General features: G+C 70.5%; 22 protein-coding genes. 12 read left to right on the top strand and 10 right to left on the bottom strand.

The window, feature by feature from the left end:
* Positions 1-4: 4 nt before the first annotated feature.
* The 5 genes from ftsA (at position 5) to recN (ending at position 6,791) form a co-directional block, all read left to right on the top strand.
* Positions 5-1,309, top strand: a complete 1,305-nt coding sequence (gene ftsA, locus ACVBD7_RS11895) for a cell division protein FtsA (protein WP_458093421.1) — start codon at positions 5-7, stop codon at positions 1,307-1,309.
* A 57-nt stretch (positions 1,310-1,366) separates the two neighbouring features.
* Entirely contained in the window at positions 1,367-2,962 is a 1,596-nt protein-coding gene (ftsZ, locus tag ACVBD7_RS11900) for a cell division protein FtsZ (protein WP_458093423.1), read from the top strand.
* A 209-nt stretch (positions 2,963-3,171) separates the two neighbouring features.
* On the top strand, positions 3,172-4,137 hold the full coding sequence (lpxC, locus tag ACVBD7_RS11905) for a UDP-3-O-acyl-N-acetylglucosamine deacetylase (RefSeq protein WP_458093425.1): 966 nt from the start codon (positions 3,172-3,174) through the stop codon (positions 4,135-4,137).
* 114 nt (positions 4,138-4,251) lie between these two features.
* On the top strand, positions 4,252-5,103 hold the full coding sequence (locus ACVBD7_RS11910; protein WP_458093427.1) for an outer membrane protein assembly factor BamD: 852 nt from the start codon (positions 4,252-4,254) through the stop codon (positions 5,101-5,103).
* A gap of 8 nt (positions 5,104-5,111) precedes the next feature.
* Positions 5,112-6,791: a DNA repair protein RecN gene (recN, locus tag ACVBD7_RS11915; RefSeq protein ID WP_458093429.1), complete on the top strand. Its 1,680-nt coding sequence runs from the start codon at positions 5,112-5,114 to the stop codon at positions 6,789-6,791.
* On the opposite strand, the gene nfi is transcribed toward recN, so the two are convergent.
* Positions 6,788-7,501 (bottom strand): deoxyribonuclease V, encoded by a 714-nt coding sequence (gene nfi, locus ACVBD7_RS11920; protein WP_458093431.1) that lies wholly within the window; start codon positions 7,499-7,501, stop codon positions 6,788-6,790. The two genes, recN and nfi, sit on opposite strands and share 4 nt — an antisense overlap.
* A 74-nt stretch (positions 7,502-7,575) precedes the next feature.
* Here nfi and ligA point away from each other — a divergent pair, with 74 nt between their 5' ends.
* Positions 7,576-9,726 carry an NAD-dependent DNA ligase LigA gene (gene ligA, locus ACVBD7_RS11925; RefSeq protein WP_458093433.1) on the top strand — a complete coding sequence of 717 codons (2,151 nt, stop codon included), beginning with the start codon at positions 7,576-7,578 and terminating at the stop codon, positions 9,724-9,726.
* A 17-nt stretch (positions 9,727-9,743) separates the two neighbouring features.
* Here ligA and ACVBD7_RS11930 read toward each other — a convergent pair whose 3' ends face one another.
* Together ACVBD7_RS11930 and ACVBD7_RS11935 are read right to left on the bottom strand one after the other, a co-directional pair.
* Positions 9,744-10,049 (bottom strand): hypothetical protein, encoded by a 306-nt coding sequence (locus ACVBD7_RS11930; RefSeq protein WP_458093435.1) that lies wholly within the window; start codon positions 10,047-10,049, stop codon positions 9,744-9,746.
* A gap of 69 nt (positions 10,050-10,118) precedes the next feature.
* Positions 10,119-11,444: an MFS transporter gene (locus ACVBD7_RS11935; RefSeq protein WP_458093437.1), complete on the bottom strand. Its 1,326-nt coding sequence runs from the start codon at positions 11,442-11,444 to the stop codon at positions 10,119-10,121.
* A gap of 206 nt (positions 11,445-11,650) precedes the next feature.
* Between ACVBD7_RS11935 and ACVBD7_RS11940 the strand changes: the two genes are divergently transcribed.
* Positions 11,651-12,286 (top strand): LysE family translocator, encoded by a 636-nt coding sequence (locus ACVBD7_RS11940; RefSeq protein ID WP_458093439.1) that lies wholly within the window; start codon positions 11,651-11,653, stop codon positions 12,284-12,286.
* Here the strand turns inward: ACVBD7_RS11940 and ACVBD7_RS11945 are convergent.
* From ACVBD7_RS11945 to ACVBD7_RS11960, 4 genes are all read right to left on the bottom strand, one after another.
* On the bottom strand, positions 12,283-13,452 hold the full coding sequence (locus tag ACVBD7_RS11945) for a glutathionylspermidine synthase family protein (RefSeq protein ID WP_458093441.1): 1,170 nt from the start codon (positions 13,450-13,452) through the stop codon (positions 12,283-12,285). The two genes, ACVBD7_RS11940 and ACVBD7_RS11945, sit on opposite strands and share 4 nt — an antisense overlap.
* A complete protein-coding gene (locus ACVBD7_RS11950) occupies positions 13,449-14,165 on the bottom strand; it encodes a DUF1190 domain-containing protein (RefSeq protein WP_458093443.1) in 717 nt (238 codons plus the stop codon). Before ACVBD7_RS11950 ends, ACVBD7_RS11945 begins: the two co-directional genes overlap by 4 nt.
* Before the next feature lie 2 nt (positions 14,166-14,167).
* Positions 14,168-14,593 carry a DUF350 domain-containing protein gene (locus ACVBD7_RS11955; protein WP_458093445.1) on the bottom strand — a complete coding sequence of 142 codons (426 nt, stop codon included), beginning with the start codon at positions 14,591-14,593 and terminating at the stop codon, positions 14,168-14,170.
* Between the two features lie 89 nt (positions 14,594-14,682).
* Positions 14,683-16,467 carry an aminopeptidase P family protein gene (locus ACVBD7_RS11960; RefSeq protein WP_458093447.1) on the bottom strand — a complete coding sequence of 595 codons (1,785 nt, stop codon included), beginning with the start codon at positions 16,465-16,467 and terminating at the stop codon, positions 14,683-14,685.
* 163 nt (positions 16,468-16,630) lie between these two features.
* Here ACVBD7_RS11960 and ACVBD7_RS11965 point away from each other — a divergent pair, with 163 nt between their 5' ends.
* Entirely contained in the window at positions 16,631-16,993 is a 363-nt protein-coding gene (locus tag ACVBD7_RS11965; protein ID WP_458093449.1) for a DUF1127 domain-containing protein, read from the top strand.
* Positions 16,994-17,205: 212 nt separating this feature from the next.
* Positions 17,206-17,814 (top strand): L,D-transpeptidase family protein, encoded by a 609-nt coding sequence (locus tag ACVBD7_RS11970; protein ID WP_458097691.1) that lies wholly within the window; start codon positions 17,206-17,208, stop codon positions 17,812-17,814.
* 10 nt (positions 17,815-17,824) lie between these two features.
* On the opposite strand, the gene ACVBD7_RS11975 is transcribed toward ACVBD7_RS11970, so the two are convergent.
* Both ACVBD7_RS11975 and ACVBD7_RS11980 read right to left on the bottom strand, forming a co-directional pair.
* Positions 17,825-18,730 carry a 50S ribosomal protein L11 methyltransferase gene (locus ACVBD7_RS11975; protein ID WP_458093450.1) on the bottom strand — a complete coding sequence of 302 codons (906 nt, stop codon included), beginning with the start codon at positions 18,728-18,730 and terminating at the stop codon, positions 17,825-17,827.
* A 2-nt stretch (positions 18,731-18,732) separates the two neighbouring features.
* Positions 18,733-20,976: an ATP-dependent helicase gene (locus ACVBD7_RS11980; RefSeq protein ID WP_458093452.1), complete on the bottom strand. Its 2,244-nt coding sequence runs from the start codon at positions 20,974-20,976 to the stop codon at positions 18,733-18,735.
* 89 nt (positions 20,977-21,065) lie between these two features.
* Between ACVBD7_RS11980 and ACVBD7_RS11985 the strand changes: the two genes are divergently transcribed.
* On the top strand, positions 21,066-22,010 hold the full coding sequence (locus ACVBD7_RS11985) for a hypothetical protein (RefSeq protein ID WP_458093454.1): 945 nt from the start codon (positions 21,066-21,068) through the stop codon (positions 22,008-22,010).
* 101 nt (positions 22,011-22,111) lie between these two features.
* Here ACVBD7_RS11985 and metF read toward each other — a convergent pair whose 3' ends face one another.
* Complete coding sequence (gene metF / locus ACVBD7_RS11990; protein WP_458093456.1) at positions 22,112-23,077, bottom strand: methylenetetrahydrofolate reductase [NAD(P)H]; 966 nt, start codon at positions 23,075-23,077, stop codon at positions 22,112-22,114.
* A gap of 141 nt (positions 23,078-23,218) precedes the next feature.
* Here metF and ACVBD7_RS11995 point away from each other — a divergent pair, with 141 nt between their 5' ends.
* The gene (locus ACVBD7_RS11995; RefSeq protein ID WP_458093458.1) at positions 23,219-24,061 is read left to right on the top strand and encodes an MlaA family lipoprotein; all 843 of its coding nucleotides are present in this window, start codon (positions 23,219-23,221) and stop codon (positions 24,059-24,061) included.
* Between the two features lie 189 nt (positions 24,062-24,250).
* Positions 24,251-24,910 (top strand): MlaC/ttg2D family ABC transporter substrate-binding protein, encoded by a 660-nt coding sequence (locus ACVBD7_RS12000; RefSeq protein ID WP_458093460.1) that lies wholly within the window; start codon positions 24,251-24,253, stop codon positions 24,908-24,910.
* The last annotated feature ends 73 nt before the right edge of the window (positions 24,911-24,983 follow it).

Consider the following 24,983-nt stretch of genomic DNA (forward strand, 5'->3'; position numbering starts at 1 on the left):
CGCCATGTCCCGCACGGCGGACGGCACCGGCTCCGGCGCTGGTCCTGGCGCCGCCCCGCCCCGCCCGCGCCATCCGCGTGCGCGCGCCGGCACCTTCGGCGTGCTGGATATCGGCAGCACGAAGGTCGTCTGCATCATTGCGCGGATCGAGCCGGACGGGATGCCGCGCGCCCTGGGCTATGGCTGGCAGCGCGCCCATGGTGTGAAGGGCGGCAACATCGTCGATCTCGGCGCCGCCGAGCGCTCGGTGCGCGCCGCCGTCGCCCATGCTGAGGAGATGGCGGACACAAAGCTGTCCGGCGTCATCGTCAACCTCTCCTGCGGCCAGCCGGAGAGCCGGCAGCAACATGTGCAATGGACGATCGGCGGGCGCGCGGTCACGGATGCGGACCTGCGCGCCATGGTCGCCGAGGGCCGCAAGCGCATGGCGGAGGAGGGGCGCGAAGCGATCCACGCCCTGCCGCTTGGCTTCACCCTGGATGCCACTCCCGGCATCGCCGACCCCCGTGGCATGCTGGGCGAGAGCCTGGGCGTGCGCTTGCACATGGTGGATGCCGCCTCCGCCTCGCTGAAGAACCTCGGCACCAGCCTGTTCCGCTGCGACCTTGAGGTGGAAGAGCCCGTCTCCGCCCCCTTCGCCGCGGCGCTTTCCGCACTCTCGGACGATGAGCGGGAGCTTGGCGCGACGGTGATCGACATGGGCGGCGGCACCACCTCGCTGGCCGTATTGCATGAAGGTCATCTGATCCATACGGCGCAGGTGCCGGTCGGTGGCTGGCAGGTGACGAACGACCTCGCTCGCGGCCTTTCCACCCCGCTCGACCAGGCCGAGCGGCTGAAGACCATGTATGGGAGCCTCTTCGGCACGATCGAGGACGAGCGCGAGATGCTCTCCCTTTCCCAGCTTGGGGAGGATGGCGAGATGCTGTCGCGCGTGCCGCGCGCCCAGATGCTCTCGATCATCCGCCCCCGCGTCGAGGAGACGCTGGAACTGATCCGGGACCGGCTCCTGGCCGCAAATCTCGGGCCCGAAACCGGCCAGCGCGTGGTGCTGACGGGCGGCGCGAGCCAGCTCGTCGGTGCGCGCGAGGCGGCGGCGCGGATCCTCGGGCGGCAGGTGCGGCTCGGCCGCCCGGCGCCGCTTCGCGGCCTTCCGGAAGCGTTCCATGCACCGGGTTTCGCCACCACGCTGGGCCTTGTGGCCTGGGGCGGCGGCGAGGGGCGCCCGGTGCTCGATTTCGATCACGGCCCGCAGGCGTCGCGGGGCGTTTTCGCGCGTTTCGTCAATTGGCTCCGGGACCGTGTGTGATGCATAAGGTCCTGGGGGCGATTCTTATTCATCGCGTCTTCGAGGGGGGCTAGAACGATGACGCTGAACCTGACTATTCCGCGGCAGCAACATACGGATTTCACACCGAGGATCACGGTGATCGGCGTGGGCGGCGCCGGCTGCAACGCGGTCAACAACATGATCGGCATGGGGCTCGACGGCGTCGAGTTCCTGGTGGCGAACACGGATGCGCAGCAGCTGGTGAACAGCCGCGCCGAGCGCCGCGTTCAGCTCGGCCCGCATCTGACGCAGGGTCTTGGCGCCGGCGCCAAGCCTGAAATCGGCCGCGCGGCGGCGGAAGAGGCCACCGAGGACCTCGCCCGCCACCTCGAGGGCGTGCACATGATCTTCATCACCGCCGGCATGGGCGGCGGCACCGGCACGGGGGCGGCGCCGGTGATTGCCCGCATGGCGCGCGAGCGCGGCGTGCTGACCGTGGGTGTGGTGACCAAGCCCTTCGACTTCGAGGGCCCCAAGCGCCGCCGCTCCGCCGAGCAGGGGCTCGAGGAACTGCAGCAGTATGTCGATACGCTGATCATCGTCCCCAACCAGAATCTCTTCCGCAAGGCGAACGAGCGGACCACCTTCGCCGAGGCCTTCAAGATGGCCGACGACGTCCTCTACATGGGCGTCCGCGGCGTCTCCGACCTGATGACGAATCCGGGCCTCGTGAACCTGGACTTCGCCGATATCCGCACCGTCATGGCCGAGATGGGCAAGGCGATGATGGGCACGGGCGAGGCCGAGGGCGAGGATCGCGCCGTGAAGGCCGCCGAGGCCGCGATCAGCAACCCGCTGCTGGAGGACACCTCCATGCGCGGCGCCCGCGGCGTGCTGATCAACATCACCGGCGGCTACGACATGACGCTGTTCGAGGTCGATGAGGCCGCGAACCGCATCCGCCGCGAGGTGGACGAGGATGCGAACATCATCTTCGGCACCTCCGTGGACGAGACGCTGAACGGCCGCCTGCGGCTCTCCGTCGTCGCCACCGGCATCGACGCGGCGCAGGAGCAGCAGGCCGAGGCGGTGCAGGCCGAGGCCCCCCGCGTGGTGGCGATCGGCGGCGGCGCGGCGGTTTCCGCTCCCCATGGATCGATGGCCGGCTTCGTGCCCGGCGCGCCCCAGGCGCCGACCATGCGCCCCTCCGTCGTGCAGCCCGGCGCCGGCCGCCCGGCCCCGATCGTCGGCGCGCCGCGCCCGGTCGGGTTGGCGCCCGTCGCCCCGGCCCAGGCCGCGCCGATGGCGCCGGTCCCTGCCCCGGCTCCGACTGCTGGCCCGCGCCTGCCCACGGGCGTGCGTCGGGCGGCGACCCTCGAGATGGGCCACGGTCCGGCCGATGGCGCGGAGGAGATGCCGGCGATGACCCCGGTCGGGATGGCCCCCGTGGCTGCCCCGCCGCTGAACGCCGCCCCCGCCCCGCGCGTCGCTCCGGCTCCGCAGTCTCCGGCCCCGACCGGCGGCCTGGGCGGGATCTTCCGCCGCGCCACCGGTATCGGCGGCATGCGTCGCGCCCTGCCTGAGCAGGCAGAGGCTCAGCAGGCCCCTGCCCCGGCGCCCCGCGCGCCGCAGGCTCAGGAGGACGGGATGGGACTTGATATCCCCACCTTCCTGCGCCGGCAGGGTAACTGAGCCGGCGGTCCTTCGGGACCGCAACGGTTGCGAAGGGCCTCGCCGAATCCTCGGCGAGGCCCTTCGTCGTTTTGGAATTCCATTTGAAATCAGTGGTTTACATCGAAACACGGAGAAACAACGCTTGACTGGCAAGGGCCGTGTTGCGGTGCGACGTTGCATGGCGCCGGCACGTTGATACCGGCACGGAACAGACTTCGGGGTTCTCGATGGACGGCTTCTTCCCGATCGGCACGGCACGCGCTCGGACCCTCAAGTCCGCGATCGGCTGCGTTGGCGTGGGCCTGCACTCGGGCGCCCGCACGACCCTGACCCTCAACCCGGCTGAGGCGGGTCACGGCATCGTCTTCCGCCGCACCGATCTCGGCGTCGATATCCCCGCTCTGCACGACCAGGTCACCGACACCCGCCTCTGCACCGTCATCAGCACCGGCCGCGGTGAGGACGCCGTGCGCATCGGCACGATCGAGCATGTCATGTCCGCCTTCGCCGGCCTGGGCATCACTGACGTGCTGGTCGAGGTGGACGGTCCCGAGATCCCCATCCTGGACGGCTCCGCCGCTCCCTTCGTCTTCCTGATCGACTGCGCCGGCGTTGTGGAGCTGGAGGAGCCGGTCGTTGCCATCGAGGTACTGCGCACTGTCCGCGTGACCGATGGCGAGGGCCCGGATGCGGCCTGGGCCGAACTCTCCCCCACCAGCCGCCCGGGCTTGGAAGCCGAGCTGAGCATCGATTTCGGCGCTACAGCGATCGGCCGCCAGTCCCTTTCCCTCAACATCACCGAGGACAGCTTCCGCGCCGTCCTGGCCGACGCCCGCACCTTCACAATGGCCGAGGACATCGCCCGGCTCCGCGCCGCCGGTCTCGCCCGCGGCGGATCGCTGGCCAATGCGGTGGTGGTGGATGGGCCGCTGGTGGTGAACCCCGGCGGGCTGCGCCATGCCGACGAGTTCGTGCGGCACAAGCTGCTGGACGCGGTGGGCGATCTGGCCCTGGCCGGTGCGCCGCTGCGCGCCCGCTTCCGCGGCCATCGCTCCGGCCACGCTTTGAACAACCGCCTTCTCCGCGCCCTGATGGCCGATCCGCGCGCCTGGCGCCGGGTGGACGAGGCCGAGGCGATGCCGGCCATGGCCGGTGCCACTGCCCGCCTGCCGATGGCGGCCGCCCCGGCCTGATCCGGTCGGCGGCCCCGAGGCGGCGCCTACAGCCCGGAACCGAACGTAACTCCCGCCCGCCTTGTCGCCCCGCTATGTCGCACCCTGGGGAGCGCGTGCTATAGAGCCGTCGCCATGACGATCCGCCGCCTCGCGATCCTTCCCCTCCTTCTCGCTCCGCTCGCCCTGGGCGGGTGCGAGAGCCTGAACTTCTGGGACAGCAAGGAATCCAGCCTTCGCCCGCGGGGCGCGAGCTATGCCGACATGTCGCCGGAGGCCCTCTACGCGGCCGGGCTCGAGGCGCTGCGCGCGGAGCGGTACGCCCAGGCGATCGAGCTGTTCGACGCGGTGGAGCGGGACCACCCCTACTCCACCTGGGCCACCAATGCCCGGCTGATGAGCGGCTACGCGGAATATTCCCGCAACCGCTACACCGAGGCGCTGGGTCAGCTCGATCGCTTCATCCAGCTGCACCCGGCGCATCGCGACATCGCCTATGCCTATTACCTGCGCGCCCTCTGCTACTACGAGCAGATCGCGGATGCCGAGCGTGACCAGGCCGGCACGGAGACGGCGATGGCCGCACTGCAGGACGTGGTGAACCGGTTTCCGAACTCCACCTATGCCCGCGACGCCCGGCTGAAGATCGACCTCGCCCGCGACCACCTCGCCGGCAAGGAAATGAACATCGGCCGCTTCTACCAGCAGCGGAAGCTCTACGCCGCCGCCATCGGCCGCTTCCGCACCGTGGTGGAAAGCTATCAGACCACCAACCACACGCCCGAGGCGCTGCACCGGCTGACCGAGATCTATCTCACCCTCGGGCTGACCGAGGAGGCGCGGAAGACCGCTTCGGTGCTCGGCCATAACTACCCCGGCAATCCCTGGTACCAGGACAGCTACGCACTGCTGGTGGCTGGGGCCCAGCCGTCCGAGGGCGCACCGCGACCCGGCCTGCTCCGCCGTGCCGTGGATGCCGTTTTCTAAGGACAGGCGTGCTCGCCTCCCTCTCCATTCGCGACGTGGTGCTGATCGAGCGCCTGGACCTCAACTTCGGTCCGGGTCTCTCGGTGCTGACCGGCGAGACCGGCGCGGGGAAGTCCATTCTACTGGACAGCCTTGGACTCGCTCTGGGCCAACGCGCCGAAGCGGGGATGGTGCGCTCCGGCCAGGCCCAGGCCGGGGTGGTCGCCGTCTTCCAGCCGCCTGCTAACCATCCCGCCCACGCCCTGCTGGCGGAGCAGGGGATCGAGGGCGAGGACCAGATCGTGGTCCGCCGCATCGTCACGGTCGATGGCCGGTCCCGCGCCTTCGTTAATGATGAGCCCGTGGGCGTGGCGCTTCTGCGCCGCCTTGGCGCGCTTCTCGTGGAGGTCCAGGGGCAGCACGATCAGGTCGGGCTGGCCGATCCCGCCACCCATTCCGGCTTGCTGGACGCCTTTGGCGGCCTGGAAGCCCGCCGCGGCAAGGTGGCGGAGGCCTATCGCGCCTGGCGTGGGGCGGAGCGGGCGTTGCGTGATGCGCAGGAGGCTATCGCCGCTGCACAGCGCGACGAGGAATGGCTGCGCCATGCCGTTGAGGAGCTCGCCGAACTTGCTCCGGTGGAGGGCGAGGAGGACGCGCTCGCCGCCGAGCGCCAGGGGCTGCAGGGCAACGAGCGGCGTGCCGAGGCCATCGCCTCCTCCCTCTCCGAGCTGCAGCCGCGCGATCGTCGCGGTGGTGGCGCCCCGGCCGCGGCCCTGCGCAACGCCGCGCGGGCGCTGGAGCGGCTGACGCCAGCCTCGGAAGAGGTGACGGCCGCACTCAACGCCCTCGCCGCCGCGCAGGACGCGCTTGCCGAGGCCGAGAACGTGCTGGAACGGCTGGCAAGCGACGCCCAGCCCGATCCCCGCCGGCTGGAGCATGTGGAAGAGCGCCTCTTCGCCCTCCGCGCCGCCGCGCGCAAATACGCGGTGGCCGTGGTGGACCTTCCCGCGACGCTGACGGGATTGCGGGAGCGGATGGCAAATCTCGATGCCGGGACAGGTCGCGTGGCTGCGCTGGACGCCGCCGCGAAGGAGGCCCGCGCGGACTATGTGGCTGCTGCCGGAGCGCTGACAGCGGTACGGCGCGAGCACGCGGACAAGCTGGAAAAGGCGGTGGTACGCGAGCTGGCGCCGCTGAAGTTGGACCGCGCCCGGCTGCACATCGAGATCGCGCCGCGCGAGGAGGGTGCCTGGGGGCCGGACGGGCAGGACCGGGTGACCTTCCTCGTCACAACGAACCCCGGGCAAAAGCCTGGGCAGCTGGCGAAGATCGCCTCAGGCGGCGAGCTGTCCCGCCTGATGCTGGCGCTGAAGGTGGTTCTGGCCCGCGGTTCGCCGGTCCCGACGCTCGTCTTTGACGAGGTGGATAGTGGCATCGGCGGCGCGACGGCTGCGGCCGTGGGCGAGCGGCTGGCGCGCGTGGCGGAGCGACTGCAGGTGCTGGTAGTGACCCACTCTCCCCAGGTCGCGGCGCGGGGGAACCGCCATTTCCAGGTGGCCAAGGGCGTGCGCGGCGACCGGGCGGAGACGCGGGTGACGCCGCTGGAGCCGGGCGCGCGGCGCGAGGAGATCGCGCGCATGCTCGCCGGCGAGAAGGTGACCGAGGCGGCGCGGGCGGCGGCGGACGAACTGCTGACGGGCGCCGTCTAAATGAGCGTCGGCCCGTCGGTCGCGGCGCGGCGGGCCTCTCCCGCCAGCCGGTCGGCCAGGCGTGTCGGTTCGGGCAGGCGGTAGCCGGCCAGCCATTCCATCACCAAGCGCACCGCGGTCTCTTGCGAGACGCGATGGCCCGTGTAGATCAGGAGCGGCTGCACGCCGCGCTTGCTGCGCAGAACCGTCGCAATCTGTCGGCCGCGCCACACCAGCGGCGCGGTACTGCCCGCCTCCGTCCCCAGCTCGCGCTCCATCCGCCCGACGAGGATGGATTTGGCGACGCCAATCGTCGGCAGGTCCAGCACCACGCCGAGATGGGAGGCGATGCCACAGCCGCGCGGATGGCTGACGCCATGGCCGTCCACGAGGATGAGGTCCGGGCGTTGCGGCAGCTGCGCCAATGCATCCAGCACGTAGGGGATCTCCCGGAAGCCGAGGAAGCCCGGGACGTAGGGGAAGGCGGGCACACCCTCGGCCAGGGCGGTGGCCAGGGGGCGGGAGCGGGCTTCGGCGGCCAGCAGAACGGCCATGGCGCGCACCCGATCCGGGGCGCCACGGGCGGCGCCGGCGCAGTCCACCCCGGCAACCCATCGGGGTTCATCCAGCCGGTCAGACGCCTCCACGCGGGTGGCGATCTCGTGCTGGGCCGTGCGGGCAACGGCCAGGTCGGCGGGGCGGATCCAGTCCCCGGGGGGTTCAGAGGGCATCATTCCCGCACAACGCCCGGTGCGAGGCCGGGTGGCGCGTTCCGTGTCGTGCGGGGCCCTGCTATCTCCGGTTTATGGCCGTGAACACCCCCTCCCCCGCCCTGCCACCCGAGGAGCTGAGCGAGGAGGAGGCCGCGCGGGAACTCGAAGCGCTGGCCGCCCGGCTCTCAGAGGCGAATGCCGCCTATCATGTGCATGACGCGCCGATCATGCCGGATGCCGAGTATGACGCGCTGTTCCGCCGGAACCAGGCACTCGAGGCGCGCTTCCCCGAACTGGTTCGGGAGGACAGCCCTTCCCGCCGCGTGGGCGACGCGCCGGCGGCGGGCTTTGCCAAGTCGCGCCACGGCACACCCATGCTGTCGCTCGACAACGCCTTCGCGCCGGAGGACTTCACCGAATTCGCGGCGCGCATCCGGCGCTTCCTGGGCCTATCAGCCGAGGAGGTGCTGCGCTTCGTGGCGGAGCCGAAGATCGACGGGCTTTCCGTCAACCTCACCTACGAGAACGGGAGCTTCGTCCGCGGCGCAACGCGCGGCGACGGCACCGTGGGCGAGGACATTACCGAGAACCTGAAGACGCTGGACGAGCTTCCGCGCGCGCTGAAGGCCCCCTTCCCCGACCGCGTCGAGATCCGCGGCGAGGTCTTCATGACGAAGGCCGACTTCCTCGCCTTTCATGCCGAGCAGACCCGGCTGTTCGAGGAGCGCGAGCACCGGCGCGAGACGGGCGGCAAGGTGGGCGAGGCCATCCGCATCCCCGTGAACCCGCGCAACGCGGCCGCGGGCTCGCTCCGCCAACTCGACCCCAGGGTGACGGCGAAGCGGCCGCTGCGGCTCTTTGCCTATGCCCAGGGCGCCTCATCCGCCCCGGTGTCGGAGACGCATTGGGATTACCTGGAGACACTGCGGCGCTGGGGATTCCAGGTGAACCCATTGTCGGAAACGCTGCGGGACGAGCACGCAGCGGCGGATTTCCAGGCCGCCATGGGCGAGCGTCGGGCCGGGCTCGACTACGATATCGACGGCGTCGTCTACAAGCTGGACCGGCTGGACTGGCAGGGGCGGCTGGGCTTCGTCGGCCGCGCGCCGCGCTGGGCCATCGCCTGGAAGTTCCCGGCCGAGCGCGCGGTGACCCTCCTGCTGGACATCCAGATCCAGGTCGGCCGCACCGGCGCCCTCACCCCGCGCGCCATCATGCAGCCGGTGAACGTCGGCGGCGTGATGGTGCAGCACGCGACCCTCCACAACGAGGACGAGGTGGCCCGCCGCGACACGCGGGTTGGCGACACGGTGGAACTGCAGCGCGCCGGCGACGTGATCCCGCAGATCATCCGCGTGGTCGATCCCGACCGCCCCGGCCGCGGCGAGCCCTGGTTGCCGCCCACCCACTGCCCGGAATGCGGCAGCCCGGCGATCCGGCCGGAAGGCGAGGTGGTGCGCCGCTGCACTGGCGGGCTGATCTGCCCGGCCCAGCAAGTGGAGCGGCTGATCCACTTCGCGTCCCGCAATGCGATGGACATCGAGGGATTGGGGATCGAGAACATCGTGCTGCTGCACGAGGCCGGACTGGTGAAGACGCCCGCCGACATCTTCCGGCTCAAGGGGCAGACCGCCACACTGCGCGGCTGGAAGGGCTGGGGTGGTTCCGCCAAGGGGGAATCCAAGAAGGTCTCCAACCTTCTCGCCGCCATTGAGGCGCGGCGGAGCGTGAGCCTGGAGCGCTTCATCTTCGCCCTGGGCATCCGACGCATCGGCGAGCAGAACGCGCGGCTGCTGGCGCGCCACTACCACACGGCGCAGGCCTGGCGGCAGGCGATGCTGGATGCGCGGATCATCGGCAGCGAGGCGCGGGAGGACCTTGGCGGCATCCAGGGCATCGGTCCCTCCATCGCGCAGGAGCTGGTGACCTTCTTCGCCGAGACGCGGAACGTGGAAGCGCTGGACGACCTGCTGGGCGAGGTCACGCCCGAGGCGGCGGAAGCAGTGGCTGAGGGCGCGCTGTCCGGCAAGTCCATCGTCTTCACCGGCAGCCTGGAGACGATGACGCGGCAGGAGGCGGAGGCGAAGGCCGAAGCCATGGGGGCGAAGGTGGTGAAGTCGGTCTCGAAGAAGACCGACTTCGTCGTTGTCGGCACGGATGCCGGATCCAAGGCCAAAAAGGCAGCCGAACTGGAACTGACCACGCTGACCGAGGCGCAGTGGCGGGAAATGGCCGGGATGTAGCGACCCCAGCCGAGGCGTCAGACCCCGTGCTTGCCCTGCGCGGTGGTCTTGCGCTTGGTCTCCTCAGAGACGCCGTTATCCGGGTCGGCCAGTTCATCAGGCTGCCCAGGAGCATCGCCCTCGGCACCCTTCACCTTGATGTTCACCGGGCCACCGGGGGCATCAGGACCAGTGAAGTTGTTGTTGTCGCCGGGGGTCGGCTTGTACTGGTGCTCGGGCGACTTGTCGCGCGGGCGCGGCTCCGGGCCGCTGAAGCCCGTGGCGCTGGAGACAGCGTTCTCCTCGGGCATAATGTGGGCGCTTTTTCCATCGGAGGTCGGCATCGGTGCGGTCCTGGCGGGTTCTGGATTTAGAACGCCCGCCAGGGCGCTTGGTTCGCTTGCCGCCCCGGATCAGCGCCCGGTCGGCTGGGCGGAGGACGGCAGGAGATCAACCGCCGAGCGAGCAGCGCGGCTGGCGTTCCACACCAGCGCGCCCATCCCGATCACCACTACCGCCGCCACGTAATGCGCCGCCGCGTGCCGGTTTCCGGCCATCAGTAGCGAGACCACGAGCGGAGTGATGCCGCCGAAGATCGCGTAGGCCAGGTTGTAGGAGAAGGAGACGCCGGTGAAGCGCGTGGCGGCCGGGAAGGCGTTCACCATCACGAAGGGCACCGCGGTGATCACCCCCACCGCCGCGCCGGCGATGGCGTAGAGCGGTAGCAGGTTCGCGGCGTTGGCCTCCACGCCAAGATACAGGGCGTAGGTCGCGGCGATGAGCAGCAGGCTGCCCAGCACTCCTACTCGCAGGGCGCCGTAGCGGTCCAGCAGGGCGCCATAGACCACGGCCATCACCGTCAGCGCTGCCGTCGCGGCGACATTGGCCTGCAGCGTCACGGCGGGCGTCAGCCCGTGCAGGCGCTGGAACAGGGCGGGGGTCATCAGGATCACCACCACGATCGCGGCCGTCAGCATCCAAGTCACAAGCATGGAGACGAGGACGGAACCGCCCTGACCGCGCAGCACGGCCTTGATCGGCATCTCGCGGGCGGTGCCGGCTCGCTGGCGCATGGCTTCGAAGACCGGGGTCTCGTGCAGCCAGCGGCGCAGATACATGGCCAGCAGGCCGAAGACGCCGCCGGTGATGAACGGGATGCGCCAGGCGAAGTCGGTGACCTCGGTGGGAGTGTAGGCGGTGTTGATGGCGGTCGCCATCAGCGATCCCAGCAGGATGCCCCCCGTCAGCCCGCCGGTGAGCATGCCGCAGGCCAGGCCGACGCGACGCGCGGGCACGTGCTCGGCCACGAACACCCATGCGCCCGGGGCCTCGCCGCCGATGGCCGCGCCCTGGAGCATGCGCATGACCAGCAGCAGGATCGGGGCCGCCACGCCGATGGAAGCGTAGGTGGGCAGCAGGCCCATGATCAGGGTCGGGACGGCCATGAGGAAGACCGAGAAGGTGAAGACCTTCTTGCGGCCGAACAGGTCGCCGAAATGCGCCATCACCACGCCGCCGAGGGGGCGGGCCAGATAGCCGGCAGCGAAAAGCGCAAAGGTCTGCAGCTGGCGCAGCCATTCCGGCATGTCGGCCGGAAAGAAAAGCTGGCCGATCGCGTTGGCGAAGAAGACGAAGATGATGAAGTCGTAGAATTCAAGTGCGCCGCCGAGAGAGGCCAGGAAGAGCGTGCGGGCATCCTGGCGGGTGAGCGCGGGCGCGTCGGGGCGGGTGTGATCCATCGATTTCAGTCCGGAAGTCTGGCCCGGCGGAAGCTTTCGTCGGGGCGGGGTGCTGCGCAATATTGCGTCGCAGCACCCCGCCCACCATCACGCATCGGGCAGGCGAGCCATGCCCTGGGGGCGGGCACCGGCATCATCCCGGCTGATGCCGGGCATCAGGAGAAGGCGTTCGACGGGCGGCCCCGGGGCGAGCCAAGCTGGTCGCCATGCCCGTCGATCCCGCCCTCCTCCTCACCTGCATCCTGGCCAGCCTCGCGGTCGCGGTCACGCCGGGGCCGGACATGATGTTCGTGCTCGGCCAGACGCTGGCGGGCGGAACGCGCCGGGGATGGGCGGCGGCGATGGGCATTTATTGCGGGGCTGCGGTGCACGTGCTGCTGGCGGCACTTGGCGTGGCCGCGCTGCTGGCGGCGGAGCCGGCGCTGTTCACGGCGCTGCGGCTCGCGGGCGGCACCTATCTCGTCTGGCTCGGAGTGCAGTCGCTGCGCGCGGCCTGGGCAGGTTCCACGGCCGGCGCACCGTCAGCGGTCGCGGCACGACGGGTTCTGTTGCAGGGCGCGCTGACGAACCTGACCAACCCGAAGGTGGCGCTGTTCTTCCTCGCCTTCCTTCCGCAATTCGTCTCCACCGATCCCGGGCGCGCGCCGGCCTGGGCGCAGATGCTGCTCCTCGGGCTGGTGCTGCCCGTCGTCTCGGTACCGGTCTTCGCGGTGCTGATCTCGGGCGCCGCGCGCGCAGTGTCGCGGCTGGCGCGATCGGGCCGGGCAACGCGCTGGCTGAACGGGGTGGCGGGGGCGATCTTCCTTGGGCTCGGGGCGCGACTGATCGCCAGCCGCGGTTAACGAAACAGGTGCGGCAGCACGCGGCTGTTCTCGCGCACGACCACGTCTCGCGCCTCGCGGAAGATGATGCCGCAGGCACTCCCGTTCGCCACCCATGACCCGATGACGGTGGTCCACCCGTCCTGCATTGGCAGAGCCGCGCGACGTTGGCTGATCACGGCGGCGTCGCCGTAGCTGCCTCCGGTCTGCGCCGTCACTCCGCCATCGCGCAGCATGCGGATGTTGGCGCCCTCGCGGCCGAGCGCCGGCTTCTCCACCCAGTCGCCATTGGCGGGGGCAGGACCGTGATGGGCTTCCAGCAGGTTGGGATGGCCGGGGTTCAGCCGCCAGAGGAGCGGCAGGATCGCCTTGTGGCTGAGCACCGCCTTCCAGGGCGGCTCGATGGCCCCAAGCGTGTCCCGCGCGAAGAAGGGGCCGAACTCATCCGCGGCGGCCCATTCCCAGGGGTAAAGCTTGTGGAGGAAGTGGATGCGGTTCTCCTCCTCGTCCCGGAACTCGTCTGCGGCGTCGTTCCAGCGGATCTCGGGGATGCCGATGGGACGGGTGGGGATGCCGGCCTGCTCGGCGAGGTCCCGGAAATAGGTGGAGTGCGCCCACTCCTCCGGCGCATCGCGGAATGCGGCGAAATGCATGCCCCGGCCGGCCATGCGCGGGACCAGGGCGCGGAAGCCCTCCAGCAGCGCCTCGTGGAGCGAGTTGAACTGGTCTGCGCCGGGATGCAGCGTCTCCAGCCAGAACCACTGCGCCAGGGCGGTCTCGATGGCGAGGGTCGGGGTGTCGGCGTTGTATTCCAGCAGCTTCGGCGCGGCGCTCGCGGCATCCCAGGCCAGGTCCATCCGTCCCATCAGCGCGGGATCGCCCCGCTGCCAGCTGCGGCAGACAAGGTCGGCCATCCAATCCGCCATTCCGAACTCGGTCGTCAGGAGATGCGGCTCTCGCCGTACCAGGTGGTCCAGCGCCTCGAGGCAGAGCGCGTGCAGGGCCGTGGTGGCGTCGTCCAGCTCGTCCACCTCGGCGGAGGAGAGCTCCCAGTAATCGGCCTCATGCCACCAGAGGCCGCCCTCGCCGCCCGGCTCCGGCTCCAGCCCGCCGGAGTGGTAGTCCAGCCCAATCTCGGCCAGCCGCTCCTGCCAGTCCGGCCGGGGCTGGCCGGGCCGGCGGATCACGACCCGCCGCCGGAATGCGCGGCGGCGGAGAAGCCCAGGCCGCCGGCTCGGCTGCCGGAGATGCCCGACCGGGAGCCCATGGAGACGGCCTGCGAGTTCCGCGCCAGCAGCCCGCTGCCGCTGGTGGAGGTGGAGGCCGGGCGGAAGCCGCGCCGCCCGCCATCCTCCGAGAAGCCGGCATAGCTGGTGCCCGAGTACCAGTACCGACGGCCACCGCCGCCCGAACTGGAAGCTGAGCCGGAGGAGGATGAGGAGGAGCGGGGCGGGCAGCCCTGCTGGCCTTGCATTTCCGGCGGGCAGGCCGTGTTCGGAGGGGGAGCGCCGGCATAAACCGGCACGGCGCCTCGCGTGCCGTCCGACAGGGCACGCCCGATCATCACCCCGGCCATGGCGGGGATGAAGATGGAAGCCGCGGTACTGGCCCAGGGCGTGTTCCCGCTGCCGCGCGGCTCGCTGGCGAGATCCGCGCACTCGCTGCCGGTCGCCGCCTGGCAGGCCTCGCGGGAGGGATAGCGCGGCGCGGTGGCCGCGTGGGTAACACGGGAGGAGCGGAAGACACCGTCGCATTCCTGCGCGGCCGCGTCGCCCAGGCGCTCGATGCAGGCGGACTGGCTTTCCAGCACGCCCTCGGTGTCCGGTTCGGAATCGCAGCCCGCCATCGCGAGGCTGGCGCCAGCAACAAGGGTGAGGGTGATGGCGCGGGAACGGCGCATGGTCACTGCCCCCCGTCCGGCGTCATGGTCGCCGCGTTCAGAAGCCCGAAGGCGATGCTCAGCCCGGCCAGGACGATCCCCGCTCCGATCTCGCCCGCCTCCACCCGTGCGCGCAGGCCCGGCCCGACGATCAGCCGTGCGACCAGGAAGGCGAGGAGCTGCACGACGAGCCCCACGATGGCCCAGGTCAGCATGTCCCCGCGCGAGACCGCGTTGCGGATGATGCTGGAGAGGACGAGCGCGTAGCCGGTGAGGGTGCCGGCGAAGCTGAGTGCAGCGGCTGCGTTGCCCTGGCGGATAAGGCGGAACTCCCGCCACGGCGTCACGATCGCGTAGAGCAGCATGAAGGCGCAGGCCATGGCGGCCGCGGTGAGGAACCAGAGCAGGAAGTCGGGCAAGGTCTCGAGATAGCCCACCGTCAGCCTCATCCGTTCCCCCTCTCTCCGTACGGAGGCAGAATAAGAGCGCATTGCGGCCGCTGCACAGACGGGTCTGGCAGCAGCCGCCCGGCCAGCTCTCAGAGCGGCGCGCAGGCCGCGCGCAGCCAGTTCACCGTCGGTCCGTCCAGCCCGGGGGCGATCTCGACCAGGACGCGCCCGTGATAGGCGTCGATCCAGGCGCGCTCGGCCGGGCTCAGCGCCCCGGCATCGATCAGCGCTCGCTCGAAGGGGACGAGGGTAAGGGTGTCGAAGCGGAACCAGCGCTTCGGTCCGGCCACTGCATCGGCACGGACGAGGAGGAGGTTCTCGATCCGGATGCCGTAGGCGCCCGGCAGGTAGAAGCCGGGTTCGTCCGACAGGATCATCCCCTCCCGCAGGGGCACGCTGGCCGCATTGCGCGAGAAGGCAACCGGCCCCTCATGCACCGAGAGGAAGGCGCCGACGCCGTGGCCGGTGCCGTGATCGTAATCCAGCCCGGCCTCCCAGAGTGGGCGGCGGGCGATGGCGTCCAGATGCGGGCCGGCGACGCCTTCGGGGAAGTGGGTGGACGCCAGGGCAACCATGCCGCGCAGCACGAGGGTGTAGCGGGTGCGCAGTTCGGCGGGCGGCGCGTCGGGACCGGTCCAGAGTGTGCGGGTGATGTCGGTGGTGCCGTCCAGATACTGGGCGCCGCTATCGAGCAAGAAGGACTCGTTGGGGTGGACGGCGCGGTTGCTCTCCTCGGTGGCGCGGTAGTGGATGATGGCGCCATGCTCCCCGGCGCCGGCGATGGCGGGGAAGGATTCCGCGCGGAACCGGTCCTCGGCGCGGCGAAATTGGAGAAGCCGCGCGGCCGCTTCCATTTCCGTCAGTTCGCCCCGCGGTGCCTCGGCGGCGAACCAGCACAGGAAACGGGCCATGGCGCGGGCATCGCGGCGATGGGCGGCGCGGGCGCCGTTGCGTTCCGCCTCGGTCTTGCAGGCGCGGGGCAGGCGCACCGGGTCGGGGGCGGGCGCGATCTCGGCGCCGGCTTCTCGCAAGGTGGCGGCGAACCAGGCCGGGGTGGCCTCCGGGTCCAGCCGCACGGTCCGGCCTTTCAGCGCAGAAAGGGCGGCGGGTAGGGCGTTCCGCGGCTCGATCGCCACCGCATTGCCCAGCGCTTCGCGCAGGCTCGGCCCGGCCTTGGCGGGGTCCATGAAGAGGGTGACAGAGGCGTCGTCCCGCAGGATGGCGAAGGCGAGGGCGAGAGGCGTGTGATCGAGGTCGCCGCCGCGCATGTTCAGCAGCCAGGCCGCCGAATGGGCGTCGGCGAGGATGACGGCGTGCTGGCCCGCGCCGCGCAGTTCGCTCGCGATCGCCTCGCGCTTCTCGGCACTGGAGCGGCCGGCAAATTCCTCGGGCCAGGGCTCGGCGGGGGCGGTGGGCGCGGCGGGGCGGTTGGCCCAGATGGCGTCGAGCGGGTTCTCGGGCAGCGGCACAAGGACGGCGCCGGAGGCGGCCAGACGATCCAGCAGGGCTTGGGGGTGCAGCCAGGGATCGTAGCCGATGCGCCGACCCGCCGCGTGCTCCTTCAGCCAGGCGGCCGGGGGCTCCTCGACGAGGTGGCGACGCTCCCACAGCGCAGGGTCGGTCTGCTGTGCAACCTGGGTGGTGTAGCGGCCATCGGTGAAGACCGCGGCCCGGTCCGCCAACACGATCGCCAGGCCTGCGGAACCGGTAAAGCCGGTGAGCCAAGCCAGACGCTCGCCGGAAGGGGGAACGTATTCGCCGAGGAACTCATCCGCGCGCGGGATAATAAAGCCCTCCACCCCGGCGCGAGCCAGGGTTTCGCGCAGCGCCGGAATTCGGTCTTGCGGAGGAATTGTCACCAGATCGTCAACCACGACATGTTTCCCCAGATTTCTATGCGCCACACGCATGGCTCAGCCACATGAACAACGTGCCATTTCTGACACGCCTAGCCCCATATTGCGGTCACGGAAGGTTGCCGGGCAGCGGGGATATGGGTCCACGCGCGACAGGCTACCCCGAGACGGACAGCACACGATGAACCCCCGCATCTCCCAGGCGCACAATCCCGCGCCGATGATGCCCTTCCCCGCGAACATGCCGCGGATGAGCCAGATCGAGCTTCTGCGCCAGGCGAACGAGGCCCGCAACGCCGCCGCCATTTCCGGCCTGCAGCGCCTGGTCTCCGGCTTTGCCGGTTGGATGCAGCGTCGCCGCGCCGAAGCCGAATTGCACTCCCTTACCGACCGCGAGCTGGCCGACATTGGCCTGACCCGTGGTGAGATATCCTTCGCCCTGCGTGGCGGCATCTCGCAGGCCGAGGCACCCGCCCCGCGTGCTGCGACGGTGCCTGCCCGCGCCGCCGCGAACGACACGTTCCGGGACCGCGCGGCCGCCTGACGGCCACTCCCGACGACTACCGGGGCAGCGAGATTCCCCCAATCCTCTCGCTGCCCTGATGCCCGGCCCGCGAAGCGCCCCACCCCCCTGGGCGCCGACGCGGGCCGGTGCTGTTTTTGGCACATGTTGGTTATGCGGAGATCCTGGCCGGGGCCGGGGAAGGCGCGCAGACTGTCGCCGTGGATTAGTCCGACAGGATGCGGGGATTGGCGATGCGATCAGAACAGCACTGGATCGCGCGTGGCGCGGCGGGACGTAGGGCGCTGCTCGGCGCGGCCCTTGCCCTGGGCCCCGCAGTCGCCCGGGCCCAGGAGACAATCGGGCGCATCCTGGTGCCCGACAGCCGCCGGGTGATCGTGGATGGGCGCGAGATCCCCTGCGCCATCGGTGCCGCTGGGGCGCGGGTCGAGAAGCGGGAGGGTGACAAGGCCTCGCCGGCGGGGATCTTCCCGCTGCGCGAGGTGTTCTACCGGCCCGACCGGGTTCCCGAAGTGAGAACCGCCCTGCCCTGCCGCGCGATGCGGCCGGATGACGGCTGGTGCGACGAGCCGTCCCATCCCCTCTACAACCGGCTGGTGACGCTGCCCTTCGCGGCAAGCCACGAGGAGATGTGGCGGGACGACCACCTCTACGACCTCGTCGTCGTCATCGGATACAACGACGCGCCACCGGTGCCAGGCCGGGGCAGCGCCATCTTCCTGCATGTCGCCGCGCCGGACCTCAGCCCGACCCTGGGCTGCGTCTCGATCGCGCTGCCCGAGCTGCTGGCTCTGGTCGCGCGCTGTGGCCCGGACACGACCATCGAGCTCGCGCCAGGCTGAAGCGGGCGGGTCAGCCCGCCTTGCGGAGCACCAGCGTCGTCCAGGGCCCGAGATTCAGTCGCCGCTCCAGGCGCAGCCCACCCCGGCGATGCGCGGCCATCACGCCCCGCGCCTGGGTGCCGAGCAACCCGGCCAGGATGGCGGTGCCGCCCGGGCGCAGGTGGCGGGCCATGTCCCGCGCCATGGCGCAGAGCGGGCGGGCGAGAATGTTGGCAAAAACCAGGTCGTAGCTGCCCTTCGAGACCCGAGGCGCCTTCCAGCCATCGGCCAGCACGGCGCGCACCAGCGGCTTGAGGCCGTTCATCGCGGCGTTCTGCTCAGCCACGCGCACGGACCAGGGCTCGATATCGGTGGCCAGCGCCCGGCGATGCAGCGCGCTGGCGACGGCCATGGCGAGGATGCCCGAGCCGGCTCCGAGATCGAGGATGCGGAGCCGGTCCTTCGGCAGCGGCCGCATCCGGCGCGACACGCCCTCGAAGGCGATGAGGCAGCCGCGGGTGGAGGCGTGCTCGCCGGACCCGAAGGCGAGGCCCGCATCCAGCTTCAGGACGATGCGGCCATGCACCTTGCGATCCGGCATATGGGTCGGGCGGATGAGGACGCGACCGCCGATCTCCTGCTCCGGGAAGGCCTGGGCGGTGCGGGCGAGCCAGCCCTCGGATTCCACGGGGGCGCGCTGGGCCTGCAGGTCCAACCCGGTCATCAACCCGGCAAGGGCGAGGGCAGCGGTGAGATCATCCTCCTTCGCCCCTTCCTCGCGCACGCCTTCCACGCGCCAGGTGTCGGTCTCCTCATCAAGGAAGAGGGCGACGCTGCGGCAGACCCGCTCGAAGGCGGCCTCCACCGAGGGTACAGCCTCCTCCGGCAGTCCCTCGATCCACACGGTTTCCAGGTTCTGCGCGTGGCGTCGCGACATCGTCAGGCCTTTTCCACGAAACGGTCGAGGACGCGCTTCTGGCCCGCCTTCTCGAAATCGACTTCTAACCGGTCGTCCTCGACCGCGGTGACGCGGCCATAGCCGAACTTCTGGTGGAACACCCGCTGGCCGACGCGCATCGCGTCGGCGCGGGCAGGGCGCTCCTTCACCTCCCAGGCGCCCGCCTCGATCACGCGCGGGCGCTGGGAGGAGATACCGCCGCCCGCGAAGACGGAGGGCGCGTCCAGCATGCGCGCGCGCTGGGCGGCACCGCTGCCCTCGCGCTCGATCTGGTCGGGCGGCAGGTCCTCCAGGAAGCGGGAAGGAATGGCGACGGACCAGTTGCCGTACACGCGCCGGTTCGCGGCATGGGAGATCACGGCCATCTTCCGCGCGCGGGTGATGCCGACATAGGCCAGGCGCCGCTCCTCCTCGAGCGACTTGGTGCCGCCCTCATCGAGGGCGCGCTGGTGGGGGAACAGCCCCTCCTCCCAGCCCGGCAGAAAGACGAGGTCGAACTCCAGCCCTTTCGCGGCATGCAGCGTCATCAGCGAGACCCGGACCTGCTCGGCGTTCTCGTCGTTCTCCATCACCAGTGCGACGTGCTCGAGGAAGCCCTCCAACGTTGCGAACTCGCCGATCGCGCGCACCAGCTCCTTCAGGTTCTCCAGCCGGCCCGGGGCCTCGGCCGTCTTGTCCTGCTTCCACATCTCCGTGTAGCCGGATTCGTCGAGCATGGTGGCCACGGCCACCACATGCCCCTCCTTCTGCAGGATCGCGCGCCAGCGTGAGAAGCCGTCGAACAGTTCGCGCATCGCGGCGCGGGGCTTGGCGCGCAACACCTCCGTGCGGGCCAGGCGCTCGGCGGCAATGGCGAGCGGAATGTTCTGCTCGCGCGCGCCGACATGCATCTGCTGCAGCGCGCCGTCGCCGATGCCTCGCTTGGGCGTGTTCACGATGCGCTCGAAGGCGAGGTCGTCGCTCGGCTGATGGAGGACGCGCATATAGGCCATGGCGTCGCGCACCTCGGCGCGCTCGTAGAACTTCAGACCGCCGACGACGCGGTAGGGGACACCCAGCGTGATCAGCCGTTCTTCAAAGGCGCGGGTCTGGAAGCCGGCGCGGACAAGGATGGCCATCTCGCCAAGCGACACGCCCTTGCGTTGCGCCTGCTCGATTCGTTCGCCGACCATGCGGGCCTCCTCCTCGGAGTCCCACAAGGAGACAACACGGACCTTCTCGCCTTCCGCATCGTTGCGGCCGGACCGCAGCGTCTTGCCGAGCCGCCCCTCGTTCTTGGCGATCAGATGTGCGGCGGCGGCGAGGATGGGCTTGGTAGAGCGGTAGTTGGATTCCAGGCGCACGATCCTGGCGCCCGGGAAGTCCTTCTCGAAGCGCAGGATGTTCTCCACCTCCGCGCCGCGCCAGGAATAGATGGACTGGTCGTCGTCGCCCACGCAGCAGATATTGTGGTGACTCTGCGCCAGCAGGCGGAGCCACAGATACTGCACCGTGTTGGTGTCCTGGTACTCGTCCACCAGGATGTAGCGGAAGGCGCGGTGATACTGCGCCAGCACGTCGGGCTGGCTGCGCAGGATCTCCGTCATGTGCAGCATCAGGTCGCCGAAATCGGCGGTGTTCAGCGCCTTGAGGCGGGACTGGTAGGCCTCGTAGATCTGGCGGGCCTTGTTGTTGGCGTAGTCGCTGTCCTCGGCGGGCGTCACGCGCGCCGGCGTCAGGCCGCGGTCCTTCCAGCGCTGGATCACCGCCATCATGCCCTGGGCGGGCCAGCGCTTGATGTCCACCACGGCCGCATCCATCACCTGCTTCAGCAGGCGCATCTGGTCGTCCGTGTCGAGGATGGTGAAGGAGGAGGTCAGGCCGACATATTCGGCGTGGCGCCGGAGCATCCGCGCGCAGAGGGCGTGGAAGGTGCCGAGCCAGAGCCCCTCGGCCGGGCGCCCGAGGATGTGGGAGACGCGTTCCCGCATCTCCTTCGCGGCCTTGTTGGTGAAGGTGACGGCCAGCACCTGATTGGGGAAGGCGCGCCGCGTCATCAGGATATGGGCAAAGCGGGTGGTCAGCACCCGCGTCTTGCCAGTGCCGGCGCCGGCGAGGACGAGCAGCGGGCCGTCCACCGTCTCCACTGCCTCGCGCTGCTCCGGGTTGAGCTTGGCGAGGTAGTCCGTGGCGGGAACGGCGAGGTCGCCGGGGTTCGGATGGGGGGTCTGGGCTGGTGGGAACACGGGGGCGGCTATAGAACGGGACGCGAACCCGCGCCAACCATTCAGCCGACCCGCCACCGGCCGGGCGGCCCGAAGAGGGTCCCCGCCGCTTGCGACTGCGCCTGTTTCTGGAATGGTCGGCCCGGAACGGGGGCACGCTCCTCGCCATCGGGATCTTCGCGGGGCTGCTCTCCCCACCCATCTCCGCCGCACTGCGCGACGTGGTCACCCCCGTGGTGGCCAGCCTGATGACGCTGGTGCTGCTGCGGGTCGATCCGGCGCAGGTCGTTTCCTATCTGCGCCGGCCGCTCCTCGTTGCGGGGCTGCTGGCCTGGCTCCTGCTGATCTGCCCGATGCTGGCTTATGCGGCCGTGCGGATCGGGGGGTTGGAAGGTCCGCTGGGGGCCGCGATGGTCATCATGGCCACGGGCTGTGCCGCCACCTCCTCCCCCGCCTTCGCCCGGCTGGTGGGGCTGGATGGGGAGGTCTCGCTTGTCGTGGCGGTGCTCTCCACGCTGCTGGTGCCTTTTACCGCGCCGCCCCTGGCGCTGGGGCTGCTGGGAATCGACCTTTCCATCTCCTTGCCCGCCCTGATGGGGCGGCTGGTGCTGGTGGTGGGGCTGCCGTTGGCGCTGTCCCTCCTCATCCGGCGGCTGGTCGCGCGCGAGGTGCTGGAGCGCTGGGGGCGGGCCGTGGACGGGACGGTGGTGCTGCTGGTGGTGCTCTATGGCTTCGGAATTATGGACGGGGTGCTGGCGCGCCTGCTGGCGGCGCCGGGCTTCGTGCTGGGCGGCATCGCGCTCGCCTTCGGCGGCTCCTTCGCGCTCAACGCGACCACGGCCCTGGCCTTCCTGCCGGCCGGGCGGCGGCTGGCGCTGTCGGCGGGGCTGCTATCGGGGAATCGAAACATGGCGCTGTATTTCGCAGTGCTGCCGGCGGCGACGGATCCGCGGATCCTGCTGTTCTTCGCGCTGTGCCAGTTCCCGCTCTTCCTCAGCCCCTTCCTGCTGCGGCCAGTCTATCGCCGGATGCGGGTGGGTGGCGCGGGAGGCTGAACCGGCGAGCGGCGGGGTGGCCCGCCGCCGTCAGCCGGCCGCAGGCGTTACGGCGAGCTGGATGACAGGCGGCACCCGCCGGGCCGGCATCCGCGCGGGCCTCAACCCTGCGGGCGCGCCCCCAGGATATGAGCGATGGCGTAGGTCAGGTCCGGCCGGTTCAGCGTGTAGAAGTGGAACTCGTCCACCCCGTTGGCCTGAAGCAGCCTCACCTGCTCGGCGGCCACCACGGCGGCAACCATGCGGCGGGTCTCGGCGTCCTCGTCCAGCCCGTCGAACAGGGTGCCCATCCAGTCCGGCACCTTGGCGCCGCACATGGCGGAGAACTTGGCCACCTGGGCGAAGTTCGTCACAGGCAGGATGCCCGGCACGATCGGCACGGTAATCCCGGCAGCGTGCGCGCGGTCGATGAAGCGCAGGAAGGTGGGGGCGTCGAAGAAGTACTGGGTGATGGCCCGCGTCGCGCCTGCATCGATCTTGCGCTTGAGGTTGTCCAGATCGTCATCCGGGGAGGAGGCGGTCGGGTGCACCTCCGGATAGGCCGCGACCGAGATCTCGAAGTCGCCGATCCGCTTCAGCCCGGCCACGAGGTCGGCGGCATAGGCATAGCCACCCGGATGGGGCTCGTAGGTCGCCTGTCCCGCGGGCTGGTCGCCGCGGAGGGCGACGATGTGGCGGACACCGGCCTCCCAGTAGTCCCGGGCCACCGCATCCACCTCCTCCCGCGTCGCGCCGACGCAGGTGAGATGGGCGGCCGGCGTCAGGCTCGATTCACGCAGGATGCGCGTGACGGTGGCATGGGTGCGCGCCTGGGTGGTGCCGCCGGCGCCATAGGTGACAGAGACGAATCGCGGCCGCAGCGGCTCCAGCCGTTTCACGCAGGACCAGAGCTGGGCCTCCAGCGCCTCGGTGCGGGGCGGGAAAAACTCGAAGGAGAGCAGCGGGGCCGGCATGGCCGTCAGCGAGGGCAGCGCACCCACTCGGGGGCCGGTGAGCCAGCTCTGCAGCGTCTTGCCCGGGGTCTGGGCGGAGGGCGACATCTCGTTCATGCCGGGGTGATAGAGCATGACGGGGCCGGTCCGAAACCGGGAAGTGGTCCCGGCCCCGCTCACAGAGGGTTGCAGGCCCAGCGGCGGGAGCGAGAACGGTCGCGGTTTCCCCGTCCTTCCGCAGGTGCTAACAGCGAAGAGACCCTGGAATCCCCCCCGATGCGCGATATCCGCCCGCTTTCTGGCCCCTCCCCTCTCCGTCGGCTGCTTACGGCCGGCCTCCTCGCCGCAATGATCGGCGGGGCGCTGACCGGCTGCGCCACGCGGCCGCCCGCCGATGACCGTGAGGCGCAGGAGGAGTTCCGCGCCAACAACGACCCGATCGAGCCCTTCAACCGGGCCATGTACGACGTGCATCAGGCCATCGACACGGCCGTGCTGCGCCCGGTGGCCGTCGGCTACCGCGCCGTGGTGCCGCCGCCGGTCCGCACGGGCGTCTCGAACTTCCTGAGCAACCTGCGCAGCCCCGTGATCCTGATGAACGACGCGCTGCAGGGCGAGACGCAGCGCTTCGGCACCACTCTCGGCCGCTTCCTGCTGAACAGCACCCTGGGCGTGGGCGGCATCCTGGACGTGGCCAAGGATTTCGGCCTGCCGCCGCATACCGAGGATTTCGGCCAGACCTTCGCGGTCGCCGGGGTGGAGGAAGGTCCGTTCCTGTTCCTCCCCATCCTGGGCCCGAGCAACCCGCGCGACCTCCTGGGCTTCGGCCTCGGTATCGCCGCCGACCCCTTCACCTGGGTGAGCTTCGGCAACCGGGACGCGATGGACATCGCCAACTATGTCCGTACCGGCGTCACGGTGGTCAGCACGCGGGAATCGCTGCTCGACCCGCTGGACGAAGTGCAGCGCACCAGCCTCGACCCCTATGCGACGCTCCGCAGCGCTTATCGCCAGCAGCGGGCGCGGGAGATCGCCAACACCCCCGCCGCCACCCCGGCGGCTCCCCAGGGACTGGGCACAGGGCTGGGCAGCACCCCGCCCGGCGCGCGCCAGCCCTGAGAGGGCGGGCCCGCTCAGGCAGTCGGGGCGCCTCAGGGCGTCCTGGCGGGGCGGGAGACCGGTGAAAGCATCCCCTGGGGGGAACGGAACCGCCCCGGGGGCGTTGAGGCGGCGATGCCGGCGCACCACCTGGGGCCGGACGCCCCACGCGCCGCGGCGCCTCAGAAACAGAACGAGACGACCCATCCGATGCCCCAATCGATGCTTCACCCGATGATCGGCCGACGCCCTCTCCTCACCGCCCTCGGGGTCGCCCTCGGTGGCGCCACCTTCGGCGGCGCCTCTTCGGCCCGCGCCCAGGCGGTGGACACGGCCCGGGCCACGTCCTTCGTCCAGAGCACGGGGCAGGAACTGGTGGCCGCGATCAATGGCGGTGGGTCGGTCGAGCAGCGCCGCCAGCGCGTGGCCGGCATCCTGCGCCGTGCGGTGGATGTGGACGGCGTGGGCCGGTTCATTCTCGGCCGCTACTACCGCCAGGCGACGCCGGACGAGCAGACGCAGTACATGCAGCTGTTCGAGGAGACGCTGATCCGTAACCTCTCGGCCCGCTTCGGCGAATACCAGGGCGTGCGCTTCTCCCTAGGCCGCAGCCAGCAGCGCACCGAGGACGATACGCTCGTCAACACGGTGATCGAGCGCCCGAGCTCCCCCGCCTTCTCGCTGGACTGGCGCGTGGGCGAGGTTGGCGGCCAGCCGAAGATCGTGGACGTGATTGCCGAGGGCACCTCGCTGCGCCTGACGACGCGCAGCGAGTACTCGGCCGTGATCAGCCGCAATGGCGGGCGCGTCTCTGCGCTGCTGGATGCCATGCGGAACCAGGTGGCCCAGCTCGCCGCCCGCGAGCGCTAGCCGACCGCGATGCTGATCGAGCCGGCGCTCGCCTGGATTGCCGAGCACCGGACAGGGGTGATCATCATGGTGG

Source organism: Roseomonas sp. WA12 (assembly GCF_054165765.1).

Coding starts and splice junctions, on each gene's coding strand:
- ACVBD7_RS11935 (WP_458093437.1), bottom strand. CDS start 11,444: ATGGATCACACCCGCCCCGACGCGCCCGCGCTCACCCGCCAGGATGCC.
- ftsZ (WP_458093423.1), top strand. CDS start 1,367: ATGACGCTGAACCTGACTATTCCGCGGCAGCAACATACGGATTTCACA.
- ACVBD7_RS11950 (WP_458093443.1), bottom strand. CDS start 14,165: ATGCGCCGTTCCCGCGCCATCACCCTCACCCTTGTTGCTGGCGCCAGC.
- ACVBD7_RS11940 (WP_458093439.1), top strand. CDS start 11,651: ATGCCCGTCGATCCCGCCCTCCTCCTCACCTGCATCCTGGCCAGCCTC.
- ACVBD7_RS11955 (WP_458093445.1), bottom strand. CDS start 14,593: ATGAGGCTGACGGTGGGCTATCTCGAGACCTTGCCCGACTTCCTGCTC.
- ACVBD7_RS11995 (WP_458093458.1), top strand. CDS start 23,219: ATGCGCGATATCCGCCCGCTTTCTGGCCCCTCCCCTCTCCGTCGGCTG.
- ligA (WP_458093433.1), top strand. CDS start 7,576: ATGGCCGTGAACACCCCCTCCCCCGCCCTGCCACCCGAGGAGCTGAGC.
- ACVBD7_RS11910 (WP_458093427.1), top strand. CDS start 4,252: ATGACGATCCGCCGCCTCGCGATCCTTCCCCTCCTTCTCGCTCCGCTC.
- nfi (WP_458093431.1), bottom strand. CDS start 7,501: ATGCCCTCTGAACCCCCCGGGGACTGGATCCGCCCCGCCGACCTGGCC.
- ACVBD7_RS11970 (WP_458097691.1), top strand. CDS start 17,206: ATGCGATCAGAACAGCACTGGATCGCGCGTGGCGCGGCGGGACGTAGG.
- ACVBD7_RS11965 (WP_458093449.1), top strand. CDS start 16,631: ATGAACCCCCGCATCTCCCAGGCGCACAATCCCGCGCCGATGATGCCC.
- ftsA (WP_458093421.1), top strand. CDS start 5: ATGTCCCGCACGGCGGACGGCACCGGCTCCGGCGCTGGTCCTGGCGCC.
- ACVBD7_RS11930 (WP_458093435.1), bottom strand. CDS start 10,049: ATGCCGACCTCCGATGGAAAAAGCGCCCACATTATGCCCGAGGAGAAC.
- metF (WP_458093456.1), bottom strand. CDS start 23,077: ATGCTCTATCACCCCGGCATGAACGAGATGTCGCCCTCCGCCCAGACC.
- ACVBD7_RS11975 (WP_458093450.1), bottom strand. CDS start 18,730: ATGTCGCGACGCCACGCGCAGAACCTGGAAACCGTGTGGATCGAGGGA.
- ACVBD7_RS12000 (WP_458093460.1), top strand. CDS start 24,251: ATGCCCCAATCGATGCTTCACCCGATGATCGGCCGACGCCCTCTCCTC.
- lpxC (WP_458093425.1), top strand. CDS start 3,172: ATGGACGGCTTCTTCCCGATCGGCACGGCACGCGCTCGGACCCTCAAG.